This window comes from Streptomyces sp. NBC_00873 (assembly GCF_045207415.1).
Taxonomy (GTDB): Bacteria; Actinomycetota; Actinomycetes; order Streptomycetales; family Streptomycetaceae; genus Streptomyces.
Map to the genome: position 1 here is coordinate 554,308 of NZ_CP108803.1, position 24,093 is coordinate 578,400.

Consider the following 24,093-nt stretch of genomic DNA (forward strand, 5'->3'; position numbering starts at 1 on the left):
CGTTGCTTGTTCCCAGGAATACGACAGCTACGGAACAAGTGCTCTGCGCCAGTACCGCTGCGCACTCAGGGCTGCTGCGAGCCGTGCGACAAGGGCTTCGAGCCCAGCCCCGACACCTACGTACTGCGCCCGGGTCAAGGGCGCCACCGACGACAAGCCCGTCCACTTCGCTGCCGGCCCGGACGACGAGCCGACCGTCCACGGCACGGTCGACGGCATCAAGGCATGCGCATGGCACTGCCTTTCTGTCTGGTTGGTTGTGGATCGACTTGTCTGTCAGTCAGCGTCGTCCCTGATCAGCACTGCTGCGACCGGCCGGATCGCTGTGCGACAGCTGTCGTGGACGGTGATGTCGGCGTACACCCGCGTCTGCTCAGGACGGTACAAGCGAAGGTGCTCAGCTCCCATGGCCGAGACGAGGGTGCTCGGCGTAATCGGGAGGCGATAGGGGCGGGGGTGCGGAACACTTCGCCGAGTGATCGTGCTGCAGCCCGTCCTGGAGATATACGCACCTGACGGCTTCGACCTCTGGCCTGTCGCCGAGATCAAGTCGTTCGGCTTCCTGCCTCTCAGCGGTGAGCTCTCACGCGCTGAGGTCGGGACGGCGGTGATGCGCATCGCCAGCTGCAATGACATCGACCCCGACGCCGATCGTTCGCCTCGCCCGGCCGCCGCACTTGACTCGTTCCTTCACGGACTGCTGACCTTCGACAACCTCTTCGCGGCCGGCGGCCTGCGGGTCACCGACAACTCCACAGGCATCACCTTCCTGCCCGGTTGCTGCGATGGGCTGGAGGACTGGCGCGACTGGCACCAGTTCGTCGACGACGGCAGCCTGCTCGGATTCGGCCACGACCCCGTGTCACGGGTTGCGGAGCGCTTCGGCGACACCGTCCGGCTCACTGTCAACGCCGAGCAGGGCGACAGTCCGGTGATCGAGCTGTGCGTCACCGAGCTGCGCCACCTGCTCACCGGTGCCGAGCGCGACCTGGCCGGCTTCCTCACGCTGGCAGCCGACTGGGCCTCCAGGCACCTGCCTGGCCACTGCGCTCCCGTCACAGCCGCCCTCGCCCGCGTTCTCGACCTTCCCGCGCCGGCCATACCGCCGGAGCCGTAGGACGGTGCCGGCTTCGCCGGCCACGAAGGCGGCCCCTGGATTGTCATCGTGTGCGACGTGGTGGGCATGTTCGTGTGTACCTGCCTGGGCACTTCGACGTGTACGCCGACAGGTGATCGCCTGATGACGACGATCGACGAGCTGATCTCCGTTCGGACGCGGCACCGAACGTGCGGCTGCACCACAAAAGGCATGCTGCCGGTTCTCGTCAAAAGGCCCGCCGTACACCACCGCGTGCAGCGCCTCGGCGGCGGTTGGGGCGCCGTTTGCGATGGCGGAGGAAAACCAATCGTCGTCCGATGCCATGTCGTCTCGGAAGTTACCGAGGATGGCCTGGATCAACTCGTCGTCGCGGGAGCCGGCGAAGGCGCGGGTGACCGTGGGGTCGAGCAGAAAGGCGCTCAGGGAAGAACTCACAAGATTAGCCCCCGCCGCCGGCAGTGATCCGGGGCATGCTCCGAACCCTGACTGCCCCTCACTGCTGACGGCTAGGGCAGACCCACCAGCCCCCAACCGCGGCAGGCAGCCTCCGTGGACACGTCGCCCCATTCACGCAGAAGCGCGGTGAACTCCTCGAAGGTGTCCGGGCGGCCTGCCCAGCCCTCGCACTCGGCGGCGAACGGCTCGCGCAATTCCTCGAGGTGGGACTCCACTCGCCCCCAGGCACGGGCCTTGCCGGGTACTGCCTCAGGCGGGCACACCAGAAGGACGCGCAGGCGCCCGCGGTCGGTGGCCGGCGGAAAGAAGCCCCCGCCGCCAGTCAGCGCAGGATCGTCGGCCGGATCCGCATCCCAGATCAGACCGACGAGAAAGGTGTCCATCACCTCGCGCACGGATGCGTCGACGAGGAGCCGCATGTCGGCCCATGCATCGCCCACTCTGGCATGCGGGACATAGGCGCCGGTGGTGGTGAAGAAGTCGTACTCGGCGCACCATGCAGACCCCCGATCCGGGGGCCACAGCCAGCCGCCGGCCAGTCCATACCGCTGGTACTCGACGTCGAGCTCCGGTGACCAAGTCGTGTCGTCCAGTGCTTGGACCCGGTTTTCGACGGGGATGGCGCTCAACTGCTCCCAGTCCGCCATGAACAGCGTGAGATCCAGACCCATAGCGGCAGCATAGGCAGGCCCCGCGCAGCAAGCCGAGGCGGGCCAGCACTCCCGCCGCAGATCAACGGCGCACCGGGAGTGATTTTGTACACGAGTCGCGGTTCTGGCTCAACTTGAGTGAAGCGAGCACGCTGAGTGACATCTGCCGATCGGATCGGTCCCTGGGATGTTGCCTGAAAATGATCAGCACCAGTCGCGGCATGGGTGCCGGTTCAGGGCCGTGGAGGAGACGACGCTCCGGCTGGAGAAGCTGCTGTTCCCGTCGATCGCGGATATAGCGGTGCTGTCCGTGGACGTGAACAACGAGGCGGTACGGATCGACGCACACAGCACAGCGGCTGGGGCGGAGTGGCCCGACTGTGGGAGGCGGTCGAGCCCACTACACAGCTCCTACCTGCGGTTCCCTGCCGACATGTCGAGCGCGGGGCGGCGAGTGGTCCTCTGCCTGCGAGTCCGCAGGTTCTTCTGCCAGAACGCTGGGTGCGGACGGCGGCGTACGTTCGTCGAGCAGCTGTCAGGGCTGACCCGGAGGCACAGCCGGTGGACTGAACGCCTGCGCTCGACGCTGGCCTCGATCGGTCTCGCCCTCGCCGGCCGGGCCGGCGCCCGGATAGCCCGCGTTTTCGGTGTGCCCGTCAGCCGCAGCACCCTGCTGCGGCTGGTCCACGCATTGCCCGATCCGCAGATACCGTCCCCGCGGGTGGTCGGTGTTGACGATCACGTAATCTCAGCGGTCCGGAATCCCTCACCGAGATTGAACACCTACGGCTCAAAGTTGTCCTGGCCAACTGTCCCGAGCTCGACGCTCTCACCAGACACGTCCGCTCTTTCGCGACCATGCTCACCGAGCGCGAAGTCGAGCGGCTGCCGGACTGGCTCGACGCGGTCAGGCAGGACGACCTACCCAGCCTCCATACACTGGCCGCTGGCATCGACCGTGACCGCGACGCCGTGATAGCCGGCCTCACTCTGTCCTGGAACTCCGGCGTCGTCGAAGGGCACGTCAACCGGATCAAGATGCTCAAACCCAGATGTTCGGTCGCGCCGAGTTCCATCTCCTTCGAAAGCGCGTCCTGCTCTACTCATAGCGCTCAGGTCAGGTGACATCTCAGAGGAGCACGCAACCCTCCGGGAACCCTTCCAGGAACTCGCGCCGAGCCGGATCGGTCTCGGATTCGGCCATTGTCCCGAGCAGGTCGATCAACTCGCCCCGCTGGTCACTCGACAGCTTGCTGACCAGGTGGGCGACGCCCTCCAGCACCTTGACGGCGTCGTCCGGGTCCATCTCCTCGTCTTCGCTGCCTTCGATGAACCACAGGACGTCGACCAAAGCCTCGGCCAGAGCATGGGCCAAAGACGAGTACGCGGACATCAGGAGGTCTCCCAGCAGGTCATCGACAGAGTCTGGACATCCCACCACACACCGCTGACATCACGGTCAGTCAGCACTTCACGGAAGTTGAGCCAGAGCCCCACTTGGATCTGGCTCAAGTTCTGTGGAATGGGCTCGGAGCGCCCGCACACGGCTGCTGGTCGACCGCGTGACTTGCGATGTTCCGTGCGTCTCCAGGTCGTTCCGCACCATCACCGCCGATTCCACAAAACGTGAGCCAGAACCCGAGTTTCGACAGCACCGTGCTTGCCTCGGGCCGGCTGAGACACGGTGTCGTCGCTCCTCCGGATCGTTCGCCGCAGCGCGTGTCTTGCCGATCACCCCGGGCCGGCACAGCCCGAAAGAGACGGCCTAGAGTGGCGAAATGTCACTGCCTGCCGACCGGACCGCCTTGGACCTGCTCGATGCGCACCTGGAGGCGCTCTGGGACGGAACGGACCTCCCGCTCCCGCAGGGGCCGGTCTGTCTTGCAGCGGAAGGAGGGGGCGAGCTCGCCCACTGGGCCCTCGACCAGCTCCAGCGCATCCCCTGCGAGCCGAAGGACACCTTTGCCCGCCAAGTCGGCGGTCTGCTGGCGGAGTTCCGCTGCCGTCGCTGTCCCTGGAACGCGGCGGCGCTGCGGCTGCTCAACGACACGTACACCTTCGCGGCTACCGGCCCCCGGCGGCACGAGGACTGGGCGCACGACGTCCACGCCGTGCTGCACCGGTCGGTCCCTGACCCCCGGGGCTGGGTCCGACTGGACTGGGACCGCACCAACGCCGCCCGCCACGTGGTGCCCGCGTACCCCTTCGACCCCCCGGACGCATCAGAGTTCCCCGACCGCCTGTACCCCGTGGAGGCGGAGGCGGCGGTCGCCGCGCTCGCCATCATGGCCGAGGAATGGCAGTCGGAGCCCGCCCCCGTCCGCTCCCGCCCGGACCGGGACGCCGTGCTGGCGGATGCCCGAACCCTGCTCGACCGGTACGGGCCCACCACGCGCTACTGGACCAACGCGACGGCCGCCGCCTCTGACCCGGCCCAGGACTTCCTCGCAGCAGGCCTCCAGGGCACGGAATCCCATGGCTTCCTCACCTCTGAGTACCTCAACGGCCTCGACTTCTTCGAGGACTTGGGCCTGATCGCGGTGACCGACGACGAGGTGGGCGTCTTCTGGTCGTTCGGGGCGTACTGACGACGTTCGGAGAAGGCCACCCGGCGACCGTCCACCACCGCCTTGGCGACCCCGCGGCCGGGCACCGCCGCCGTTGAGGCGGGCCGTGCCCTGACCGACCGCCTTGGGGTGCCGTTCCACTTCGCCTCCCGGACGTCCCCGATGACGAGGCTCCGCGTCGGCGGACAGCCCAGGGTCTGTTCGGAGGGGCATGATCGGAAGGTGGATCAGACGACGCTCGGGAGCAAGGCCAGCAGCTGTGTGCGGGCGCTCCGAGCCTATTCCACAGCTTGACTCTGTCGGTGATCTTGGATGGTCGAGGTTAGGTGCCGAGGGTGCGCCAGGACTTCGATCGGGGAATTCCCTGCTGGTCCAGGAAGGTCTGGAAGGCGGTCGGCGGTCTCGGTGAAGGGGTTTCCTGGGTCACTGACCGAGTGCTGAGTCGTTCGATGTTCACGGCGATGGCTGTGAGTACGTGTTGCAGGTGGGCTTTCGGCTGTCGTCGGTAGCGGCAGTGGCGCATGCCGTGTCCGTGGGCGAACTCGTTGATGGTGCCCTCCACGCCGGAGCGGACCGCGTAGCGGGCCTTCCACTCGGGTGTCTGCTGCTCGCTGCGGACACGGACTTGCAGGTCGCGGAGTTCTCGCGGGGGAAAGCCCACGTTGCGGGCGCTCTCGCGGGAACCGGTGCACCGGGGGCGGTCCGGACACGGCTGGCACTGGCTCTTGGTGAACCGTGCCACGATCAGGGGCGCCGCGGTGGGCGAGGAAGTCGGGTAGGGGCCGTGCCAGCCCGCGCTGACCTGGCCCTGGGGGCAGGTGACTTGTCGGCGGTCGAAGTCGATGTGGAAGTCGTCCCGGTCGAAGCCCTCGTTCCTGCGGTGCTGGCGGGTGGGGTTGCCCGGTAGCGGCCCGGTGACGGTGACCTGGTGTTCGCGGTCGGCTCGTTCCAGGTGGACCAGAGAGGTGTAGCCGCCGTCGACCAGGTGCTCGGCAGGCAGCAGCCCGCGACGCGCCAGACGTGTGTGGATGCCGGGCAGGGCCTGGCCGTCGTTCGTGGCGGCCGACGTGGTGGCCACGTCCGTGATCACGTTGACGCTGTCAGAGGCACACGTCTCGGTGAGATGGGCGGCGAAGCCCTTCCAGCTGATGATGTGCCCGTGCCGCACGTAGCGCGCCGTGATGTCGTAGGGAGAGACGATCGCCGAGGAGGAGGGCGGTAGCCCGTCGTCGTCGGTGGTGCGCCAGCGCAGGCGGCCTGCCGTGTCGCGGTAGTAGTGCTGCACCACGATCTGCCGTAGGGCCTCGGCTTGTAAGCCGCGCCGGTAGGCGGACCCGTCCCGGTGGAGTCGCTCCAGCAGTCGGCAGGCGTCGTTGCCGGCGGCGAGGATCCTGGTCTTGGGCCGGGTGGGGTTCTTGCCCAGGCGGACCGGGCGGCCATAGCGGCGCCCCCAGTCCTCGTCGACCAGGCCGGTCAGCAGATGCCCAGCCGTGCGGGCCACTTCTTCAAGCGCGGCACGGACCGCCTCGGTGAGCCAGTTCCAGCCGGGTCAGGTCGCGCACCGCGGCCAGGACGTGGGTGGAGTCGGTGCGCTGCGTGGTGCGCTCGCCCACGAGGCCGGCCTCCTTCAGACGGGCGAGCACCAGATCCAAGAGTCGGTCGGCGCGGTCGTCCTGCGCGACGCGCTCGCGGAAGTCGGCCAGCACGCTGTGGTGGAAGCCGGGATCGTCCAGCTCCATGGCCATGGCGTACTTGAAATCGATGCGGCAGCGGACCGCTTCCGCTGCCTGCCGGTCCGACAGACCAAGCAGGAACTGCAGCACACAGACGGTGGCCAGTTGGGCAGGCGAGAGCCCGGGACGCCCGTCGCGCGGATACCAGCCGGCGAAGTCCTCGTCGCACCACAACCCGTCCAGCCGGTCTCTGACCCAGATCGCCGTCGTACCGGTCGGATTGCTTGCCCGTGCGATCTGCGCGGTCGGAGGCGGGACTTGCTCACCGGAGCGGGGATGGAGCGACAACGGACACCTCGGCAGCTGTACCGGCCTTCGAAACAGCACTGAGCATGCCCGCCGATCATGCTCGCGCGCTGGGAAACACCAAGATCACCGACAGAGTCAATGGCGCCGCGGTGCACGAAGACCTACAGGCAGTGCGTCGGCTGCGGCGTCGACCGGCTCACCCCGGGCATCGCACCGGACGGCGGCCGGTGGTGCACCGATTGCGCGGGCGGCCTGGGCGAGTTCCACTGCGAGCGCTGCGGCCGGGAGGCCCGCCGCCACCTGCTCGGAGTATGCGGGAACTGCGTCCTGGCCGAGCGGCTGGAAGGACTCCTGGACGACGGCGCCGGCCGCGTCCGGCCCGAGCTCGTGTCGTTCTTCGACGAGGTTAGGTCCGTGCCCCGTCCCAAAGCAACGCTGACCTGGGTCGGCAAACCGCACGTCCAGAAGATCCTGCGCGCCCTCGCCCTCGGCGAAGTGCCCCTCACTCACAAGGGATTGAGCACGCTGTCGCCCTGGCGGTCGGTGGCCCACGTCCGTGACCTGCTCATGCACACCGGCGTCCTGCCGCACCGCGACCGGCACCTCCTGCTGTTCGAACGCCGACTGCCCGAATGGCTCGACACCATCGAGGACGTCGAACACCGCCAGCTCCTGAACCGCTTCGCCACCTGGCACCTCCTGCGCAAGCTCCGGGCCACCGCCGCCAAGCGGCCCCTCGGACCCGGAGCCGTCAAAACCGCCCGCACCCAGCTCATCCAGGCAGCCGCCTTCCTCGTCTGGCTCGCCGAACGGGACCGCGTCGTCGGCGAGTGCACCCAGGCCGACCTCGACGCCTGGTTCGCCAAGGACGCCACCGCCCGCCGCGTCGTCCAAGCGTTCCTGCGCTGGAGCATGGACCACCAGGTCATGCCCCGGTTGAAGGTCCCCACGATCCGCACGGAGAACCCGGCCCCGATCAGCCAGCACCACCGCATCGCCCTGATCCGCAAGATCATGACCAGCGACGATCTCCCGCTCATTGAACGGATCGCGGCTGCCCTGATCCTCCTCTATGCCCAGCCCGTCCGTCGGCTCGTCCGGCTCACCGTCCACGACGTCCAGCACGATGGTGACCAGGTCGCACTCCTCCTGGGTGATACACCCACACCGGTTCCCGAGCCCTTCGCCGAGCTACTACTCGGCTACATACGTGACTGACGCCCGAACCGGCCAGGCGGCACTCTTCCCGCCAGCGACTGGCTCTTTCCCGGACGCCGGGCTGGACAGCCCGTGGACCCCGCCACCCTCGGCAAGCGACTCACCGCCGCAGGCGTCCCCACCCTCAACGGCCGGACCGCCACCCTGCGGCAACTCGTCCTTCAGGCACCGCCGTCGGTCGTCGCGGGGATGCTCGGTTACCACACCGTTCACGCCGAGGCCGTCGCAGCCCAAGCCGGAGGCACCTGGAAGAAGTACGCCCCCGGTGGCCACACTCGATAGCCACCGATGCCGTCAACGGCCTCAGCCCGTCAACGCCCGGAGACAGCAGCAACCGATTCGATAACACCGCGCCAGGTCCTGCGATAGCCCTCGCGAAGAGGCCCGCCGACCAGGTCGAGGATCCCGGAAGTCGCGTCGATCATGAGTCCTGGGTCTCCCGACTTACACAGGTGCAGGTGCCCTTTGAGCAGGGCGGCCCCACGCTTTGCGTCCGCCTCCAGGAGACGCCGCGGCAGCCACTTCCCGCCGCCGATCCACGCGTGGTGGTAGTCGCAGAGCAGATCGGCCGCGGCGTTGAGAACGAACCCGGCCACCGCAAGGCGCTCGATCTGGTCGCCAGCGTCGGCGAGATCGTCCAGCGCGTCCGTCAGCCCATACCTCTTCGTTTCGACCGTCTCCGCTTCCAGCGCCGGCGGACCATCACGGAGGTCCGCATCGGCCAGGGCACGGGCACGCCCGGCCTCACCATTCGCATCTACCAGGACGAGACCGGTGGCATACATGCTCTGCAGGACAGCACGACGTGCGGCAAAGTCCGCTGCGAAGAGGTCCACGAGACCGGCACGGGTGTGGATAAAGAGCTCCACAACACGTCCCTCGAACCGGATCGTCTCCCGATAGGTCTCGCCACCGTCCCCGACGAGCACCGCGACGTCCAGGTCACTGCTTGCAGTAGCTCGCCCCGCAGCCGTCGACCCGGCAAGGAACACGACGAGCGCATCGGGAAAACGGTCACACGCAAGACGTCGAGCCTGGTCGACGGGGTCCGGGGTCATGCCAGTCAGGATTTCAGAAACCTTGTGTCAACAGCGACTGGGTTTTCCATTCCCACCGGCTTGACCGCTACGGACCGTGACGGGATCCAAGAGCACGAAGTACGGATACAGACCAGTCGAACAACGGCTCCTACCAGTATCATGCCTCTATCGGGCCCGTGGCGGGCCGTTCTGATGACAGGTCAGCTGCGCTCGCCAGAATCTGTCCAGAGGGGAACGGCTCCAGACTCCGCCACCTGGCCCTGAACGCCGTGGTGCTCTGGACGACCCGCTACTTCGACGCCGCCGTCGCCCAGCTCCGCGCGGAGGGCCATGAGATCCGTGACGAGGACATGGCCCGGCTGTCCCCGCTCGAGCACCGCAACCTCAACGTCCTGGGCCGCTACAGCTTCACCCCCACCCCGCCGGCGGGCGGCACCCTGCGCCCGCTGCGCGACCCGGACGCGGCCGGACTCGATGACGACGAGGACGACGCGGAGAACTGACGGCGTCAGGTGCCGACCAGGCGCACCGATCAGCTTGTGAGCCGCCGCCTTGGTCAGCCGCTTCGCAGCCGTGACGGTCTGCTCCCCCAGCGGCCCCGAGGCCACCACGGCGTGGCTGTAGCCGTTGGCGGGAGGCATGCCCCGGGGCGTACGAGGTGGCGCATCGTCACGTCCTACTCATCCGGGTCCCAGGCGCTGAGCTGCTCGAAGAGACGTCGGTCGCCGTCGAGCTTCAGGGAGTTGATCGGGATACGGTCGTGCAGGATGAGGACCAGCTCGCTGGCCGTGCCCCGAGCGGAGGCGGAGGCCGTGTCCGGGTCCTGGCCGGCAGCGGTGGCCAGCATGGTGCCGGGCCCGGGGAGGCGGGCGGTCCGTGCGCCGTCGGCGGAGAGCGAGAGGCGCCAGGAGCGACCCTCGGAGGCGTGGAAGTCGACGACAGCGGGCTTGTGCGGCCAGGCACTTGTCGTTGCGACGCAGGTGGACAGGAACTCGTCGACACCGTCGAGCGCCACCTCGTCCGGCAGCGGCTGCGGGGCACCCACGGTGATCTGGGCGTCGTACGTGTGCACCGCCATCTGCTGGAGCTGGTGCCGAGCTACGGCACCGGAGGTCTGCGGCGACTGCGACGTCCCCCACCACGTCCAGCAACCGCGATCCGGGCCGGCCTTCCGCAATGCGTCCAGCAGTTGCTCCGTGGACTCCGCCAACCAGGCCAGCAGGGCCTCGCGCTCCCGAGGCGCAGCCGGGGCGCCCTCCGCTGCGGACTTGGCCGGAGCAGGCCCTGCGGCGACGGTGGCGGCCCAGTCGCGGCGCCCCTCGCCGATGTGCTGCGCCAGATCGAACAGCGTCCACTCGGGGCAGGTCGGCACCTGCACGTCGAGGCTGGGCGCGGAGGCGACCGCGGCGCGGAAGGCGGTCGACCGTTCGTCGATCAGTCGCAGCAGGACGGCGAACTCAAGTGTCGTTGTCACCCTGAATCTCTATCACCGCGTTCCGACAATCGGCCAGCGATTTTCACAGCCGCCGCGGCGGGCGCGCGGTATGGGCCGCGCGCCCTCGGATGACGCGGTGTTCTGCTCAGATCGGGCGAGCCTCAGAAGCCAAGGGCACCTCTCACGGACGTCAGGCCCAGACGCGGTGGAGCCGGAGAGCGAGACAGAAAAAACTTCTGAACATCGAAAGTCACTGACATTGATCTTGATTCTCGCCGCAATAACGACTCCAGAAGTCACGCCGAAACGACTCCCTCAGAAACCGACACAGCCAACCCCCGAACCCCGGCGGACACCGCCGCCCGCACCACCACGGAGCGACGATGAAGGACCTTCAGGACCTCACCGACCCGCGCATGAACGAGGTCGTGTGGCGGGCACTCGATCTGCTGCGCGCCTACGCCGCCCGGGACCGCACCGCGATTGTCGGGCATCTCGCACCTGGAGGGCGACCAGCTTGTAGCCCGACTGACGAGACTTGTGCAGGGTCGGCGAGCGCGCAGTCAGAACCAGTGCAGGCAGTGCGGGGAGCGCTCGGCGCGGAAGAGGGCGTCAGCGAGGGTGGCCGCGCCCGGGCGGTGGGCCCGGATGTGTCCGGCACGCACGAGCGTGCTCGGGGCGGTGCCGCCGAGGTAGACCGAGCCCAGGTCGCTCACGTCCAGGGACAGGTCGGGCTCCCGGTCCGTCGGGACGCAGTCGGCCTTGCTGTCCCTGACGGTCAGCAGGTAGCGGCCATGCTCGCCGAGGAACGGGTCCTCGACGTCGAGGACGAGCTCGCCGTCCATGAACCAGCCGCGCGCGGTCAGCGCACGCGGGACGTCCAGCAGCCGCACCCAGAGCCAGTCGGTGTCGCCGCTCACCTCGCCGGCGCGGAAGTCCGCGAACTGCCAGCGCAGCGGGTGCTCGGGCGGGACGTGCTTGAACACGACCTGAGAGATCAGGTCGTGTCCGAGTGCGAACCGGGCCAGGGCCGTGAAGACGGCGTCGTCGGTGGCGATGGTCTCGTCGACCGTCAAGGTCTCGGGCTCGCCGATCGAGTAGCTGGCGTACCCGTCCGGGACGCCGTCGGCGTCACGGTGGACGGCGACGTAGCGCGGCGCCGGCGAGATCGGGGGCTGCCCCGCGCGCAAGGCCCACCAGCGGTGCGGCCGGGACAGCGCGCCGGGCTGTGCGCGGCGATACCGGTCGTAGACCTCTTCCAGGATCTCGCCGCACTCGGCACGCCGCAGCACCTCGACCGAGCCGTTGTCCGAGCCGGTCGCTGGGGCGTCGGCCACTCCGCGCGCCCGGGGAACGGCGAGGGCGGACTCGTGGCGCGGCACCGTCAGCCGCGCCGTGTAGGTCGCCGGTCCGTAGCCGAACCTGCCGTAGATCTGGGCCTCAGAGGCCAGCAGCACGGAGAGGAACTCCCCGCGGGCCCGCAACTCGGCGAGCTGATGCCGCATCATCGCGCTGAGCACGCCCTGGCGCCGGTGCGAGGGCAGGACGCCGACGGCGGTCACCCCGGCGGCCGGGACGAGGGTCTCACCGGGCAGGGTGAGCTCGAAGGAGTGCGCGGCGGCGGTGCCGACGGGCCGCCCGTCCGCCGTCAGGGCGAGCAGGCAGCGGTCCATTTCGAGCGCCGACCACCAGAGTCCGCCGCCCTCGATCGGGGTTTCCGGGAAGCGCCCGAACGCGGCATGGACTGTGTCGACGAAGACGTCAAGGTCCTCATCGGCCGTGGAACGAATCTCCATTGCTGCCTCTGCCTCCTCAAAATACCGGCACCACGACTCGTGGTGTCTGGCCACAGTGCAGCGTTGCCCCGTGGCCAGGGCAAGCGAATTACGGCCGGGCCCGCGGCCGGTCACAGCACAACCTGGTCCCAGCCCGGCCCGGGGTGAGTCGCGGTGGCCGGGCTCGGCGGCGGTGATCTCCGCCGCCGCCCGGGCGTCACACACCGTCATTCTCATAAATGTTCATCTGTGAGAGTTCTGCGACAGGCCCCGAACTGTGACGCGCCCGCCGGCAGCGCCTGCCGCACCCGGGGCGGAAAGACCGCCGCGAAGTATCACACCCCGCGCTTCGTCCTCGTCCCCGCGCTTCGTCCTCGACCCGCGCTCCGCGAGGAACTGGAGATCCCCGTCCCCGCCGACCGGCTCCCCGGCCGCGCGTGGAAGCAGGGCCCCGCGCTCGCCATCGTGCCCGCGCCCCGCACCGAGCGACCGTTGAGAGTCGGGTACGCCCGTACGTCGACCGCCCGCCAGGAGTTGGCGAGCCAGCTCGAAGCCCTCCACCGGGCGGAGTGCCACAAGGTCTTCAAGGAGCAGATCAGCACCCGCATCAAGGTGCGGCCGGAGCTGGAGAAGGCGCTCGCCCTGGCCCGCCAGTTCAAGGAGGCCGCACCCGAGACGCCGGTCATCTTCACCGTCCACGAGCTCAAGCGCCTCGCCCGCAACGCGGCCGAGCTGATGACAGTGTCCGGCGACGTCTGCCACCCCCCGGCCGGCCCGAGGGGCCGGGGGGCTGCTGAAGGTGTGGCGGCACGGGACCGTACGGCGGCTGGGCGCCATATCCACCGCCCACGTAAGGAGCGGGGCCGAATCCGGGAGGACCTTGGGGCGCGGGGCCCTGGGGCCGCGGGCGGCACGGGCGGCTGCGACATGCGATTTCCAGCTCCTCATGACTCGGCGGCAAGACGGCAACCGCTGAAAGCGGTAGCTCGGCATCGCCACACGCTACGAGAAGGCTGCAACCATCACGGCCATCGGGGCCCGGGGGCTGATAGGGATGCCCAGTGGTTACGACCTTGGGGGGAATACGGACCCGGTTCGGCCGTGACATGAGAAGGGCCGTACGAGTTGGGTGAGTTGTGAGACTGGCCTGGGCCCGTACGGCCTGTACCCATCCTGCCCTGTCCGGGGTCTCCCGGGCACATTTCGGCGAGTTGCTCGAAGAACTCGCCCCGCAACGGGCGGCGGCACGGGAGTCCGTCCTGCACGAGATGCGAGGCGGAGCCCGCTAGCGGGCTGCCGGTGCCGGACGCAAACAACCGCTGGTCTTCACCGACCGGCTCGCCGTCACCCTCGTCCACCTGCGGCTCGGGTTGCCGCACGCGGCTCTGGCCGAGCTGTTCGACGTGGACCGCTCCACTGTCTCCGCCGCGATCCGTGCGGTCAGGCCTCTGCTCGCCGCACGGGGATTCGCCGTCCCCGACCGCCCCGGTCCGCGCATCCGCACCCTGGACGACCTGTTCGCCTACGCGGACGCCGAAGGCGTCGACATCAGACGGGACGGCACGGAAGTCCAGGTCAGGCGCCCACGCGCGGGCCGCCCCGGACGCAAGGCGTTCGTCTCGGGCAAGAAGAAGCAGAACACGATCAAGACCACCACATTCAGCGACCACCAGGGACGCACCCTGTTCTCCGGCGTCGTCCGCCCGGGCCGCATACACGACCAGACCGCTGTGCGTACCGAGGGCATCGCCGAACAGTTCCGCCTCCACCCCGACGTGCGCGCCGAGGTCGACTCCGGATACCAGGGCCTGGCCAAGGAGTTCCCGTCCCAGGTCAGCGCCCCGCCGAAGAAACCGGCCAAGGACGCCCCCGACGGCGACAAGCGTGCCTGGCGTGAGACACGACGCCGACAGTCATCGGCCCGGATCGTAGTGGAGCACACCAACGCCGAGTACAAGCAGTGGCACCCGCTCCAGCGCTACACCGGACGCCGAGAGGACTACGCGCAGACCCACCTCGCCATCGCCGGCCTGGTCTCCGACCGCGCAGCCCGACGAGCGACCCGACGTCGCACGAGCACCGAACTGTTGCCCGTCCGCACCACGGCCTGCTGATCACCCACCAGCCAAACCGCCAGGCCAACACGCCCCGACCTCAATTTCCCCCAAGGTCGTGAGGCCTCCCTGCCCACCTGCACGAATGCACAGCCGGAAGAGTAGGGGGCCCAAACGACCGCTTTCGCCCCCGCTGTTGGATGGATCGCCAGTCGCGCCCGGAAGACTCGGCGGTGCCCGGAGACACCTTCCCCAACGGCCCCCGCCTGTCCAGACTTACGACATGACAGACGTCTGGGTTTTCATCGTGACAACAGCGGGGACTGCCGCAACCACCCTTCTGGGCGTTGCCGCCGGAACGGTCCTGACCAGCAGGAGTCAGCGCAACCATTGGGCCCACGGTCGTCAAGCGGACGCATGTGCTGAGGTGTTACGTGAGTCCTCCGGCCTCCTGATCGCCCTGGCTGGCGCCCTTCCTGGCGCGCTCCAGCAGCCGCCCGTGTCGGCTGCCGTGGATTGGAAGCCCTGGAACGAAGCGCTTGCAGGTGTTGCTCTGATCGCCGACCGCGAGATCGTCGAAGCGGCCCACGCGATCGACGAGGAGTTCTGGAACACCCACATCGTGCTCCGGCGAGGTCTCGCGGCCCCCGAAGACTGGTTCGCTCTGCGCGATGCGATCGACCGCCGGCGTGAGGCCTTCACCGCAGTGGCCCGCAAATGCATCACGCATTCAAGTGCCGGGGTTCAGCGGCTAGGGGGGCGTCCCGCATCCGACGATCCCATATGGAATGGAACATCATGATATTCGCCGTGACGGCCTATAGGCGAGCTGATCAGTCACCATAAGGCCTCGGGGGACCATTTCCGCCTCCTGTCACCCAACGAGGCCCCAAGCAGGAGCTCGGGGTCTCGTCGATGTTGCTATCCCGTGGCACCCCAGATACCGGGTAGAGGCGAAGCTCGCCCTCTGCTGGTCGCCCGAGCAGATCGCGGGTTGGCTGCGACGCGGCGCGTGGCCGTCGCGCCAGCGCAGCCGCCCGCGGGTATCCCAGAAGTAGTGGTGCACCCGGACCTGGCGCAGGATTTCCACCTGTGCCAACGCCCGGAGCCGGGGAGGGGCGTCGGCCGCCCACGCGGCGGCCAGGACCTTGTGTCCGTCCCGGCCGAAGGTCTCGGCCAGGGCGGTGACCCCGGCCTTCCCGCCGGGCACCTTGCCGATCTCGATCTTGCGCCCGTAGCGCTTGTCCCACTCCGGCTCGACCAGCGGCAGCAGCCAGTCCGGGTCCGCCTGGGCGAGCTGCTCGAGGGCGGCCCGCAGGCTCTCGCCGACCAGCTCCAGCCGGCTGAGCGTGCGCACCGCCGCCAGCACATGGGTCGCATCCGTGCGTTGCCGACCGCCGGATTTAAGCAGTCCGGCCTCGGTCAGCCGATGCAGCATCACCTGCAGCAGCCCGTCGGCCGCGTCGTCCTGGGCCAGCCTGGCCCGGAACTCGCACAGCACCGAGTGGTCGAAGCCGGGATCGTCCAACTCCAGGCCCAGGGCGTACTTCCAGTCGATCCTGGTGCGGACCGCGTTCGCGGCCGCGCGGTCCGACAGGTTCTCCGCGAACTGCAGCACCGACACCAGCGCCAACTGCCCCGGCGACAAGCCCGGCCGCCCGTCCTTCGGATACAGGTCCGCGAACTCATCGTCCTCGAACACCACATCCAGCCGGTCCCGCATCAGCATCGCCGGCGTGCCCTTCGGACACGCCGCCCACGCCGTCAACACCGTCCGCGTCGGAATCCGCTGGTAGCTCGTGGCCCGTATGGACATCTCCGGCCCCCTCTCCTTGGAACCACCCCGCCCAACTCCAGCGAACCGCCGAACAGACGACCTGTCAGCATCCCTCACGAGATCACCAACAGAGTCACGGCATTGGATCTATCTCTCGCTCTACGATCCGCGCCGCCGCCAGGCGATCGACCGCAGCCTCACCCAGCAGCTGCGGTCCGCACGGCCCATGCGCTGTCCGGTAGGCCGCCCGCCGGCCTACCGGACGGAGCGTCATCCGCGGCATGGTCTCCATCAGCGGACCCACGGCTACCGCACTCCGGCAGAGATCTACGCTGACCTCGTGAACAGCGGCGATGCGCTGACCGCTTGAGCTCGCCAAGGTTTGACGACAGGGCCGGGCGGCAGCCGGGACGGCTCGGGTCTGGCGAGGTGCACGAGACTACCGCCCAGGCAGACGCCCCGGGTAGGCGCTGCACGGCCTCCGGTACCGCAACCGCACCGTCGGCGACATCCTCGCGGTGCTCAAGAAGCGGAAGCTCAGCGTCCCCGAGTACCGATCGACGTATCGGCACCTGGCCAGCTCCTGTTGTGGGTTGGACGGCAACCGGCGCGCTGGCCGGCCGCGAAACTCAGATCATGCGTCGTAGCGCAGTCTCAACGGCATCGATCAGCGGATCACCTGCGGTCCGTGGGTGCCGTGCGAGACCGAGCTCGACGTCCGGCAGGGTGGGCAGGGCGTCCGCGTCATGGCAGTCCATGAACGGTTCAAGGTTCGCGGGCATGAGCGCCGCGACGCCGAGCCCGGCTCGTACCGCGGCGAGCACTCCGCCGAGGCTGTTGCTTTCGAACGCCACCCGCCAGGGCCGATCGGCACGTTCCAGCGTATCCGTGTACTTCGGGCCCGACCGGTTCGCCGGGTTCGGCGCCTCGGGGGCGGCGTCATGGGAAGGCGTGGCGCGCGCCTCGTTCGGGCTGTTCTGGGTCCTGCTCTTTCTCGCCGTCGTCAACTCGACCGTGGCCAAGGCCAATGCGTGCGCGAACGTGTCGACGCGCGCGGCCTTCGCGCTCGGCCGTATCGGCGTGTTCCCGCACGCGTTCGCGCGGCTTCATCCGCGCCACCGCTCGCCCGTCACCGGTGTGGCCGTGCAGTTCGTGATCGCGGTCGGCGCGGCGCTCGGGCTCGGCTTCGGCTATGACCCGGTGACCGCCTTCGTCCTCCTGGCGACCGTCATCGTCACCGTGATCATCGGCGTGTACATCGTCGTCAACCTGGCCTGCGCCGGGTACTTCCTGCGCCGGCGTCGCGAGGCGTTCAACCCCGTACTTCATCTTCTCTTCCCGGTACTGGGCATCGCGGCGTTCATACCGGCGCTGCTGACAGCCGCGGGGATCCCGGCGTTCGACTTCGTCTCGGAGCTCAGCGCCCCTGTCTCGTACGCGGGGCCGGTCGTCGGTATCTGGATGCTCATCGGCGTCGTTGTACTGGTGGTGCTGGTGCGCAGACATCCGGAGCGGGTGACCCAGACCGGACGGATCCATCTGGACGAGGCCCCGGAGGCCGTCGTCGATATCGGAACAGGAGCAGAACAGCGATGAGCGACCCGCGGATCCTGACCGTGCGCCCCGAGGAGGGCGAGTACGCCTGGACCTTCGGCGGTGCGGCGCCGGTGGCCCGGATCGAGCCCGGCACCTTCCTGGATGTGTACACGGAGGACTGCTTCGCGGGTCGTCGGGTGCGCTCCGAGAAGGACCTGGTCTCCGCCGTCTGCGAGTTCCCGTTCCTCAACCCGCAGACCGGTCCTTTCCATGTGGTGGGGGCGGAGCCGGGCGACACCGTAGCGGTGCACTTCGTGTCGATCGAACCGGCCAGGGACTGGGCGGCGTCCACGACCGTGCCGCTGTTCGGGGCCCTGACCTCCACCCATACGACGGCGTCGTTGCAGGCCCCGCTGCCGGAGGTGGTGTGGATGTGGCAGCTGGACCGGGCCCGCTGCACCTGCCTGTTCAGCGCCCGGGACAGCGACATCCAGGTCGAGCTGCCGATGAATCCGATGCACGGCACGGTCGGGGTGGCTCCGGCCAATCTGGAGGTGCGATCCGCGCTGGTTCCCGACGCACACGGCGGGAACATGGACACGCCCGAGATGCGGGCCGGGGTCACCAGCTATCTGGGCGTCAATGTCGAGGGCGCGCAGCTGAGTCTGGGCGACGGACACGCCCGTCAGGGCGAGGGCGAGACCTGTGGGGTCGCGGTGGAGTGCGCGATGAACAGCGTGGCCCTGGTCGAGCTGCTGAAGGGAGTGGCGACGCCGTGGCCGCGGATCGAGCCGGACACCCATCTCCTCTCGACCGGTTCCGCTCGCCCCCTCGAAAACGCCTTCCGCATCTCACAGTTGGACCTGGTGCAGTGGCTGGCACGCGACTACGGGCTTTCCGAGCCCGACGCGTACCAACTGGTCAGCCAGGCCGGTGAAGCACCGCTGGCGAACGTCTGCGACACCAACTACACCTGCGTTTCGAAGATTCGCAAGGAGTGGCTGCCGGCGGGCGATCCTCATCGTGGACTGCACCGACACCTCCGCAAAACCGCTACCCTGCTCCCCACCCCCTGACCCCGTACACCGTCTCCCCGTTCCCCTCCCCCACAGGAGCGTCGATGCATCGCAGAAGGATTCTTCAGGGTACTGCGGCGGCCGCCGCGGCGGCTATGCTGCCGGCTTCCACCCGTGCCATGGCTTCAGCGGAGGCGGGCAGCACCGACTACCCGGTCGCGCATTGGACGCCCGCTTCCACGTCCAACTACACGGCCTCGACGCGCCCTTCGGCCTATCCGGTGCAGTACGTGATCATCCATGTCACGCAGGAGACCTTCTCGGAAACGATCGGCATCTTCCAGAATCCGGCGAAGCAGGTCTCCGCCCACTATGTGGTGCGCTCGGCGGACGGGTACGTCGCGCAGTGCGTACGGGAGCAGAACATCGCCTGGCATGCGGGCAATTGGGACTACAACACCCGCAGCGTCGGCATCGAGCACGAGGGCTGGGTCGACCAGCCGACGTACTTCACCAACGCCCTGTACGAGCAGTCCGCTCTGCTGACCGCGTCGGTCTGCGACCGCTACGGCATCCCCAAGGATCGCACGCACATTCTCGGTCACGCCCAGGTCCCGGGCACCGACCACACCGATCCCGGCCCCAACTGGGACTGGGTGCGCTACATCCGCCTCGTCAACCTCTACAGCACCGGCTGACCCCGCGGCGGATCCGATGACTCTCCGCACCGAGGTTGTCGCGGAGCCCGGCTGCGACGACGATGGGGGTGCACGAGTCCCCGGACGGGAGAGTGAGTTGACGGACCCCTGGGTGGCGCTGACCGCCGACGCGGACCCCGGCGAACGGCTCGGCGAACTGCGCCAAGCACACGAGGTGTTCACCACCGCGGGACGGCTGGAACGGCCGGTACGCTCCGTGGTCGGCGAGTCGTGGCGGCGCTCCGCGCGGGCCCGGGTCAGCCCGGACGGTGCGGCCCTGGTCGAGCTGGGCCCGGACGAACTCGGACCGTACCGGGAGGGACATCCCCTCGCCCGCGCCATGCCGGTGATCCGTGAACTGATGGGTGCGTACGCGACGGACGGCGAACATCTCCTTGCGGTGTGCGACGCGCACGGCCGACTGCTCTGGGTCGAAGGGCACGCGACGACCCGCCGACGCGCCGGCCGGATGAACTTCCTGGAGGGTGCCCGCTGGTCCGAGTCCGTGGCCGGGACGAACGCGCCGGGGACGGCAATCGCCGTGGATCGTCCGGTCCAGGTGTTCGCCGCCGAGCACTTCCTGCGCCCGGTCCAGCAGTGGACCTGCGCCGCGGCGCCGCTGCACGACCCGCACACAGGACGGGTGCTGGGCGCCGTCGACATCACCGGCGGCAACCGGCTCGCCCATCCGCACAGCCTGGCGTTCGTCCAGGCGGTGGCGCGCGCCGCCGAGTCCCAGCTCGCCCTGCTCGCACCCGAACCAGCTGGGGACTCCGTACAGCTGAGCGCGCTCGGCCGGGACGAGGCGCTGCTCGTCGCGAGGGGCCGCAAGATCCGGCTCAGCAGGCGGCACAGCGAGATCCTGGTGGCACTCGCCCGTCACCCGGAGGGCCTCGGAGGCGACGAGCTGCTCGTCGAGCTGTACGAGGACGAGTCGGTGACCCCGGTGACGCTGCGGGCCGAACTCTCCCGGCTGCGAAGGCTGATCGGCCCCGAACTGCTGCTTTCCCGCCCCTACCGGTTCGCCGCTGCGGTCGACGCCGACTTCGACGGCGTGGCGCGCAGACTGGCGTCCGGTGCGTTGGCGGCGGCGCTCAGCGCGTACGCGGGGCCGCTGCTGCCGGGCTCGCAGGCACCGTCCGTCGTCCGGCTGCGGCGCCGACTCGACGATCAGCTGCGAGCCTCGCTGATCGCACGCGGCGACCCGGGGCTGCTGGCGGACTGGGCGTACAGCCCCTGGGGCGAGGACGACCTGCCGGTGTGGCAGGCGCTCTCCGCGGCGGCACCTCCCGGGCAGCGGCCAGCGCTGCTGGCAAGGGCCCGCACGCTCGACGCCGAACAGCGCTGACACCTCTGCTGTCCGGCGCAACGAGGTTGCAACGTTCCCGTCCCTAGCCTCCCGCCGAGGGCCGTCCAACGGCGGGCGGCACCAGATCCGGGAGGCCACAGAGATGACCCGTTACGCTGCGCCGGGCACCGAGGACGCCATCGTCTCGTACGAGTCCCGCTACGACCACTGGATCGGCGGCGCATACGTCCCGCCGGCCCTCGGTCAGTACTTCGAGAACCCGAGCCCCGTCAACGGGCGCCCGTTCACCGAGGTCGCCCGCGGCACCGCCGAGGACGTCGAACGCGCCCTGGACGCGGCCCACGCCGCCGCCCCCGCCTGGGGCGCCACCGCGGCCGGTGAACGCGCCTCGGTCCTCAACCGGATCGCGGACCGGATGGAGGCGCACCTCGAGGAGCTGGCGGTCGCCGAGAGCTGGGACAACGGCAAGCCGGTACGGGAGACCCTGGCCGCCGACATCCCGCTCGCGATCGACCACTTCCGGTACTTCGCGGGCGCGTTGCGCGCCCAGGAGGGCTCGCTCAGCGAGATCGACGACGACACCGTCGCGTATCACTTCCACGAGCCGCTCGGCGTGGTCGCCCAGATCATCCCGTGGAACTTCCCGATCCTGATGGCGACGTGGAAAATTGCCCCGGCGCTCGCCGCGGGCAACGCGGTGGTCCTCAAGCCCGCGGAGCAGACTCCGGCCTCGATCCATGTGTGGCTGAGCCTGGTCGCCGATCTGCTGCCGCCGGGTGTCGTCAACATCGTCAACGGCTTCGGCGCGGAGGCGGGCAAGCCTCTCGCATCCAGCCCGCGCGTCGCAAAGATCGCCTTCACCGGCGAGACCACGACGGGGCAGCTGATCATGCAGTACGCATCCGAGAACATCAAGCCGGTGACGCTGGAACTGGGCGGCAAGTCCCCGAACATCTTCTTCGACGACGTCTGGTCTGCCGACGACGACTTTCGCGACAAGGCCCTCGAAGGGTTCACCATGTTCGCCCTCAACCAGGGCGAGGTCTGCACCTGTCCCTCGCGGGCGCTGATCCAGCGCGGGCACTACAGCGAGTTCCTCGAGGCGGGCATCGCCCGCACCGAACAGATCGTGCCCGGCCACCCGCTGGACACGGACACGATGATCGGCGCCCAGGCCTCCAACGACCAGCTGCAGAAGATCCTTTCGTACCTGGACATCGGCCGGCAGGAGGGCGCGAAGGTCCTGTCGGGCGGACAGCGGATCGAGTACGACGGAGAACTGGCGGGCGGCTACTACGTCCAGCCGACCATCTTCGAGGGCGACAACCGGATGCGGGTCTTCCAGGAAGAAATCTTCGGCCCGGTCGTCGCCGTGACCTCTTTCTCGGACTTCGACGACGCGATCAAGACGGCGAACGACACCCTGTACGGGCTCGGGGCGGGCGTCTGGACCCGGGACATCAACACCGCGTACCGGGCGGGCCGGTCAATCCAGGCGGGCCGGGTCTGGACGAACTGCTACCACGCGTACCCGGCTCACGCCGCCTTCGGCGGCTACAAGCAGTCCGGTATCGGCAGGGAGAACCACAAGATGATGCTTGAGCACTATCAGCAGACGAAGAACATTCTTTGTTCTTACAGCCCTCAGAAGCTTGGCTTCTTCTAGAGCCTGAAGTCGGTCGCCTGGAGGCACCGTTGCGCTCCAGGCGACCTGAAATAACGGCTACACTCTGTGATTAATTGGAGTCTTCGCGCTACTGTCTGACATCCAAAGGAAGTCTCTCCCGGACCAGTCGCGGACCAAACGGCGCCGAAGGACATCACCCCACGAGCCGCCCGCTCATGAGCGCCGCGAGTCCATGAGAACGCCTCCTGGCACCGCATCAGATTGAATGCCGGGCGTGCGTCCCATCACTCGCGCACCAACCGTGAGGACCCACGCCCCGAAGGGGTTCCCATGACCGCATCCCCGCCCCTACGAACGGCTCGCCGAGCACGCCCGCGTCCGCACGCACCTCGTGGTGCAGGCCGAGCACCTGGCCAGGAAGCGCCTGGACGCGCTCGCCCAGATCGTAGGAGTCGGTGATCAGGCGCTGGATGGTCTCCGGCGAGAAGCATCCGCGGTAGCGGACGGCGAGGCGGGCGATGCCGGCCGCGAGGCGTTCGTCGGGCAGGACAAGAGAGGCGCACCGGGCGGCGGCCTGCCCGGGTGCTGTTCGTGTGCAGCCACAACGCGGGCCGCTCCCATAAGCACCTGTGCCACGACCGGTTCGACCTCGGCGCCGGGGTGCGTGCCCGCGGACGAGACCACCACATGGCCTTCGCCGCGGTGGGCGAGGAGCGCGGCGGCCATATCACCGAGGCCCGGGTGAACCTCACGAACGCGTTCCCCAAGCCGCTGACCCGGTCGTCGGCCGCCACTACGACCCCGTCGACCGGCTCGCCAAGTCCGTCAAGACCGGCAACGGCGCGGGCACCAACACCTACGTCCACGACGACAACGCCAACGTCGTCAGCCAGACGGTCAAGGGCACGTCCTCGACGTTCACCTACGACCGCAACAGGCTGCTGACCTCGACCACGTCGGGGGCCGCGTCCACCTTCAACTACGACCCGTTCGGCCGCCAGGAGTCCGTCACCGCCGGTGGCAAGATCGTCTCGCGGAACGTGTACGACGGCTTCGACCACGTCATCGAGTCCCAGCAGCGCGACGGCTCCGGCGCGATGAAGTCGACCACGTACGCCTTCGATCCGATCGACCGCACGACGTCGAAGACCGCGGACGGAAGACCACCAACTACAACTACCTCGGGCTGTCGGGCGAGGTCCTCAGCGAGGAGGTCTCCGGCCAGCTCACCAAGTCCTACCAGTACACCCCCTGGGGCGAACGGCTCTCCCAAGTCAAGCACAACGCGGACGGGACGGCCTAGGACGCCTACTACGGCTACAACAGTCGTACCGACGTCGAGACGCTGACCGACAACAGCGGTGACACCAAGGCCACTTACGGCTACACGGTGTACGGCAGCGACGACTCGTCCGAGTTCACCGGCATCGACAAGCCGGATGTCGCGGACCCGACGAAGGAGCGGTACAACTCCTACCGGTACAAAGCCAAGCGGTGGGACGCCCAGTCCGGCACCTACGACATGGGCTTCCGCGACTACAGCCCGGGGCTGAACCGCTTCACGACCCGGGACATGTACAACGGCGCCCTCGCCGGCATGGGGCTCGGTAGCGATCCCTTCACTGGTAACCGTTACGCCTTCACGGGTGGCAATCCCACCAGCAACGTGGAGCTCGACGGCCACATCGCCTTCCTGGCCGTCCTGGTGCCGGTGCTCGTGGTAGCCGCGGTCGTGGTCGTGGCAGCGGTTGTGACGGCTGCGGTCACCACGGTCGTGGTGGACACGGTGGAGAAGATCGAGGACGCCATCGAAGACGCCGCAGAGGAGGAGCCGGAGCCCAAGCCCGCACCCGA

The 24,093-nt window shown here is 68.6% G+C and carries 23 protein-coding genes and 4 pseudogenes; 17 read left to right on the top strand and 10 right to left on the bottom strand.

The annotated features are described in order from the left end of the window. Positions 1-475: 475 nt before the first annotated feature. Both OH809_RS02575 and OH809_RS02580 read left to right on the top strand, forming a co-directional pair. On the top strand, positions 476-1,117 hold the full coding sequence (locus OH809_RS02575) for a hypothetical protein (protein ID WP_406424404.1): 642 nt from the start codon (positions 476-478) through the stop codon (positions 1,115-1,117). 123 nt (positions 1,118-1,240) lie between these two features. Next, on the top strand, positions 1,241-1,561 hold the full coding sequence (locus tag OH809_RS02580; protein ID WP_406424402.1) for a hypothetical protein: 321 nt from the start codon (positions 1,241-1,243) through the stop codon (positions 1,559-1,561). Between the two features lie 44 nt (positions 1,562-1,605). Here the strand turns inward: OH809_RS02580 and OH809_RS02585 are convergent, their stop codons facing one another. Continuing rightward, complete coding sequence (locus OH809_RS02585; protein WP_406424400.1) at positions 1,606-2,226, bottom strand: hypothetical protein; 621 nt, start codon at positions 2,224-2,226, stop codon at positions 1,606-1,608. Between the two features lie 780 nt (positions 2,227-3,006). Here OH809_RS02585 and OH809_RS02590 point away from each other — a divergent pair. Continuing rightward, the gene (locus OH809_RS02590; protein ID WP_406516226.1) at positions 3,007-3,330 is read left to right on the top strand and encodes a hypothetical protein; all 324 of its coding nucleotides are present in this window, start codon (positions 3,007-3,009) and stop codon (positions 3,328-3,330) included. Positions 3,331-3,334: 4 nt separating this feature from the next. On the opposite strand, the gene OH809_RS02595 is transcribed toward OH809_RS02590, so the two are convergent. Then, positions 3,335-3,598, bottom strand: a complete 264-nt coding sequence (locus OH809_RS02595; RefSeq protein WP_406424398.1) for a hypothetical protein — start codon at positions 3,596-3,598, stop codon at positions 3,335-3,337. A gap of 385 nt (positions 3,599-3,983) precedes the next feature. Between OH809_RS02595 and OH809_RS02600 the strand changes: the two genes are divergently transcribed. Then, positions 3,984-4,793 carry a hypothetical protein gene (locus tag OH809_RS02600; protein ID WP_406424397.1) on the top strand — a complete coding sequence of 270 codons (810 nt, stop codon included), beginning with the start codon at positions 3,984-3,986 and terminating at the stop codon, positions 4,791-4,793. Positions 4,794-5,094: 301 nt separating this feature from the next. Here the strand turns inward: OH809_RS02600 and OH809_RS02605 are convergent, their stop codons facing one another. Together OH809_RS02605 and OH809_RS02610 are read right to left on the bottom strand one after the other, a co-directional pair. Then, a complete protein-coding gene (locus OH809_RS02605) occupies positions 5,095-6,273 on the bottom strand; it encodes a transposase (protein WP_406424395.1) in 1,179 nt (392 codons plus the stop codon). Between the two features lie 4 nt (positions 6,274-6,277). Continuing rightward, a complete protein-coding gene (locus OH809_RS02610; protein WP_406424393.1) occupies positions 6,278-6,793 on the bottom strand; it encodes a transposase in 516 nt (171 codons plus the stop codon). A 99-nt stretch (positions 6,794-6,892) separates the two neighbouring features. On the opposite strand from OH809_RS02610, the gene OH809_RS02615 reads away from it, so the two are divergent. Then, the gene (locus OH809_RS02615) at positions 6,893-7,972 is read left to right on the top strand and encodes a hypothetical protein (RefSeq protein WP_406424391.1); all 1,080 of its coding nucleotides are present in this window, start codon (positions 6,893-6,895) and stop codon (positions 7,970-7,972) included. Positions 7,973-8,044: 72 nt separating this feature from the next. Continuing rightward, the gene (locus OH809_RS02620; protein WP_406424389.1) at positions 8,045-8,254 is read left to right on the top strand and encodes a hypothetical protein; all 210 of its coding nucleotides are present in this window, start codon (positions 8,045-8,047) and stop codon (positions 8,252-8,254) included. Positions 8,255-8,283: 29 nt separating this feature from the next. Here the strand turns inward: OH809_RS02620 and OH809_RS02625 are convergent, their stop codons facing one another. After that, the gene (locus OH809_RS02625; RefSeq protein WP_406424387.1) at positions 8,284-9,030 is read right to left on the bottom strand and encodes a nucleotidyltransferase domain-containing protein; all 747 of its coding nucleotides are present in this window, start codon (positions 9,028-9,030) and stop codon (positions 8,284-8,286) included. Between the two features lie 236 nt (positions 9,031-9,266). On the opposite strand from OH809_RS02625, the pseudogene OH809_RS02630 reads away from it, so the two are divergent. Then, positions 9,267-9,515, top strand: a pseudogene (locus tag OH809_RS02630) (Tn3 family transposase); the annotation flags it as partial. A 173-nt stretch (positions 9,516-9,688) separates the two neighbouring features. On the opposite strand, the gene OH809_RS02635 reads toward OH809_RS02630, so the two are convergent. Both OH809_RS02635 and OH809_RS02640 read right to left on the bottom strand, forming a co-directional pair. After that, entirely contained in the window at positions 9,689-10,486 is a 798-nt protein-coding gene (locus OH809_RS02635; RefSeq protein ID WP_406424385.1) for a maleylpyruvate isomerase N-terminal domain-containing protein, read from the bottom strand. A gap of 524 nt (positions 10,487-11,010) precedes the next feature. Then, the gene (locus OH809_RS02640; protein ID WP_406424383.1) at positions 11,011-12,243 is read right to left on the bottom strand and encodes a GNAT family N-acetyltransferase; all 1,233 of its coding nucleotides are present in this window, start codon (positions 12,241-12,243) and stop codon (positions 11,011-11,013) included. 228 nt (positions 12,244-12,471) lie between these two features. On the opposite strand from OH809_RS02640, the gene OH809_RS02645 reads away from it, so the two are divergent. The 3 genes from OH809_RS02645 (at position 12,472) to OH809_RS02655 (ending at position 15,078) form a co-directional block, all read left to right on the top strand. Then, positions 12,472-13,332 carry a recombinase family protein gene (locus OH809_RS02645; protein ID WP_406424381.1) on the top strand — a complete coding sequence of 287 codons (861 nt, stop codon included), beginning with the start codon at positions 12,472-12,474 and terminating at the stop codon, positions 13,330-13,332. 209 nt (positions 13,333-13,541) lie between these two features. After that, the gene (locus OH809_RS02650) at positions 13,542-14,336 is read left to right on the top strand and encodes a transposase family protein (protein WP_406425418.1); all 795 of its coding nucleotides are present in this window, start codon (positions 13,542-13,544) and stop codon (positions 14,334-14,336) included. 223 nt (positions 14,337-14,559) lie between these two features. Beyond that, positions 14,560-15,078 (top strand): hypothetical protein, encoded by a 519-nt coding sequence (locus OH809_RS02655; protein WP_406424379.1) that lies wholly within the window; start codon positions 14,560-14,562, stop codon positions 15,076-15,078. A gap of 72 nt (positions 15,079-15,150) precedes the next feature. Here the strand turns inward: OH809_RS02655 and OH809_RS02660 are convergent, their stop codons facing one another. After that, positions 15,151-16,092, bottom strand: a complete 942-nt coding sequence (locus OH809_RS02660) for a transposase (protein ID WP_406424377.1) — start codon at positions 16,090-16,092, stop codon at positions 15,151-15,153. Between the two features lie 590 nt (positions 16,093-16,682). After that, positions 16,683-16,907, bottom strand: a complete 225-nt coding sequence (locus OH809_RS02665) for a hypothetical protein (protein WP_406424375.1) — start codon at positions 16,905-16,907, stop codon at positions 16,683-16,685. A 34-nt stretch (positions 16,908-16,941) separates the two neighbouring features. Between OH809_RS02665 and OH809_RS02670 the strand changes: the two genes are divergently transcribed. The 6 genes and pseudogenes from OH809_RS02670 to OH809_RS02695 form a co-directional block, all read left to right on the top strand. Further along, a complete protein-coding gene (locus OH809_RS02670; protein WP_406424373.1) occupies positions 16,942-17,649 on the top strand; it encodes a hypothetical protein in 708 nt (235 codons plus the stop codon). Beyond that, on the top strand, positions 17,646-18,665 hold the full coding sequence (locus OH809_RS02675; RefSeq protein WP_406424371.1) for an acetamidase/formamidase family protein: 1,020 nt from the start codon (positions 17,646-17,648) through the stop codon (positions 18,663-18,665). The genes OH809_RS02670 and OH809_RS02675 overlap by 4 nt, the downstream gene beginning before the upstream one ends. A 44-nt stretch (positions 18,666-18,709) precedes the next feature. Beyond that, positions 18,710-19,303, top strand: coding sequence for an N-acetylmuramoyl-L-alanine amidase (locus OH809_RS02680; RefSeq protein WP_406424369.1), 594 nt, complete (start codon positions 18,710-18,712; stop codon positions 19,301-19,303). 97 nt (positions 19,304-19,400) lie between these two features. Beyond that, complete coding sequence (locus OH809_RS02685; RefSeq protein ID WP_406424367.1) at positions 19,401-20,651, top strand: GAF domain-containing protein; 1,251 nt, start codon at positions 19,401-19,403, stop codon at positions 20,649-20,651. Positions 20,652-20,754: 103 nt separating this feature from the next. Beyond that, positions 20,755-22,278, top strand: a complete 1,524-nt coding sequence (locus OH809_RS02690; RefSeq protein ID WP_406424365.1) for an aldehyde dehydrogenase family protein — start codon at positions 20,755-20,757, stop codon at positions 22,276-22,278. Between the two features lie 322 nt (positions 22,279-22,600). Next, positions 22,601-22,666, top strand: a pseudogene (locus tag OH809_RS02695) (hypothetical protein); the annotation flags it as partial. 51 nt (positions 22,667-22,717) lie between these two features. On the opposite strand, the pseudogene OH809_RS02700 reads toward OH809_RS02695, so the two are convergent. After that, positions 22,718-22,786: pseudogene (locus OH809_RS02700) on the bottom strand (arsenate reductase ArsC); the annotation flags it as partial. Between the two features lie 247 nt (positions 22,787-23,033). Between OH809_RS02700 and OH809_RS02705 the strand changes: the two are divergent. Next, a pseudogene (locus tag OH809_RS02705) lies at positions 23,034-23,923 on the top strand (RHS repeat-associated core domain-containing protein); the annotation flags it as partial. Between the last annotated feature and the right edge of the window lie 170 nt (positions 23,924-24,093).

Excerpts from the sequence above, each read along its gene's own strand:
- OH809_RS02580 (WP_406424402.1), top strand. The coding sequence starts at position 1,241 with ATGACGACGATCGACGAGCTGATCTCCGTTCGGACGCGGCACCGAACG.
- OH809_RS02585 (WP_406424400.1), bottom strand. The coding sequence starts at position 2,226 with ATGGGTCTGGATCTCACGCTGTTCATGGCGGACTGGGAGCAGTTGAGC.
- OH809_RS02595 (WP_406424398.1), bottom strand. The coding sequence starts at position 3,598 with ATGTCCGCGTACTCGTCTTTGGCCCATGCTCTGGCCGAGGCTTTGGTC.
- OH809_RS02600 (WP_406424397.1), top strand. The coding sequence starts at position 3,984 with ATGTCACTGCCTGCCGACCGGACCGCCTTGGACCTGCTCGATGCGCAC.
- OH809_RS02615 (WP_406424391.1), top strand. The coding sequence starts at position 6,893 with ATGGCGCCGCGGTGCACGAAGACCTACAGGCAGTGCGTCGGCTGCGGC.
- OH809_RS02625 (WP_406424387.1), bottom strand. The coding sequence starts at position 9,030 with ATGACCCCGGACCCCGTCGACCAGGCTCGACGTCTTGCGTGTGACCGT.
- OH809_RS02640 (WP_406424383.1), bottom strand. The coding sequence starts at position 12,243 with ATGGAGATTCGTTCCACGGCCGATGAGGACCTTGACGTCTTCGTCGAC.
- OH809_RS02655 (WP_406424379.1), top strand. The coding sequence starts at position 14,560 with ATGACAGACGTCTGGGTTTTCATCGTGACAACAGCGGGGACTGCCGCA.
- OH809_RS02660 (WP_406424377.1), bottom strand. The coding sequence starts at position 16,092 with ATGTCCATACGGGCCACGAGCTACCAGCGGATTCCGACGCGGACGGTG.
- OH809_RS02675 (WP_406424371.1), top strand. The coding sequence starts at position 17,646 with ATGAGCGACCCGCGGATCCTGACCGTGCGCCCCGAGGAGGGCGAGTAC.
- OH809_RS02680 (WP_406424369.1), top strand. The coding sequence starts at position 18,710 with ATGCATCGCAGAAGGATTCTTCAGGGTACTGCGGCGGCCGCCGCGGCG.
- OH809_RS02690 (WP_406424365.1), top strand. The coding sequence starts at position 20,755 with ATGACCCGTTACGCTGCGCCGGGCACCGAGGACGCCATCGTCTCGTAC.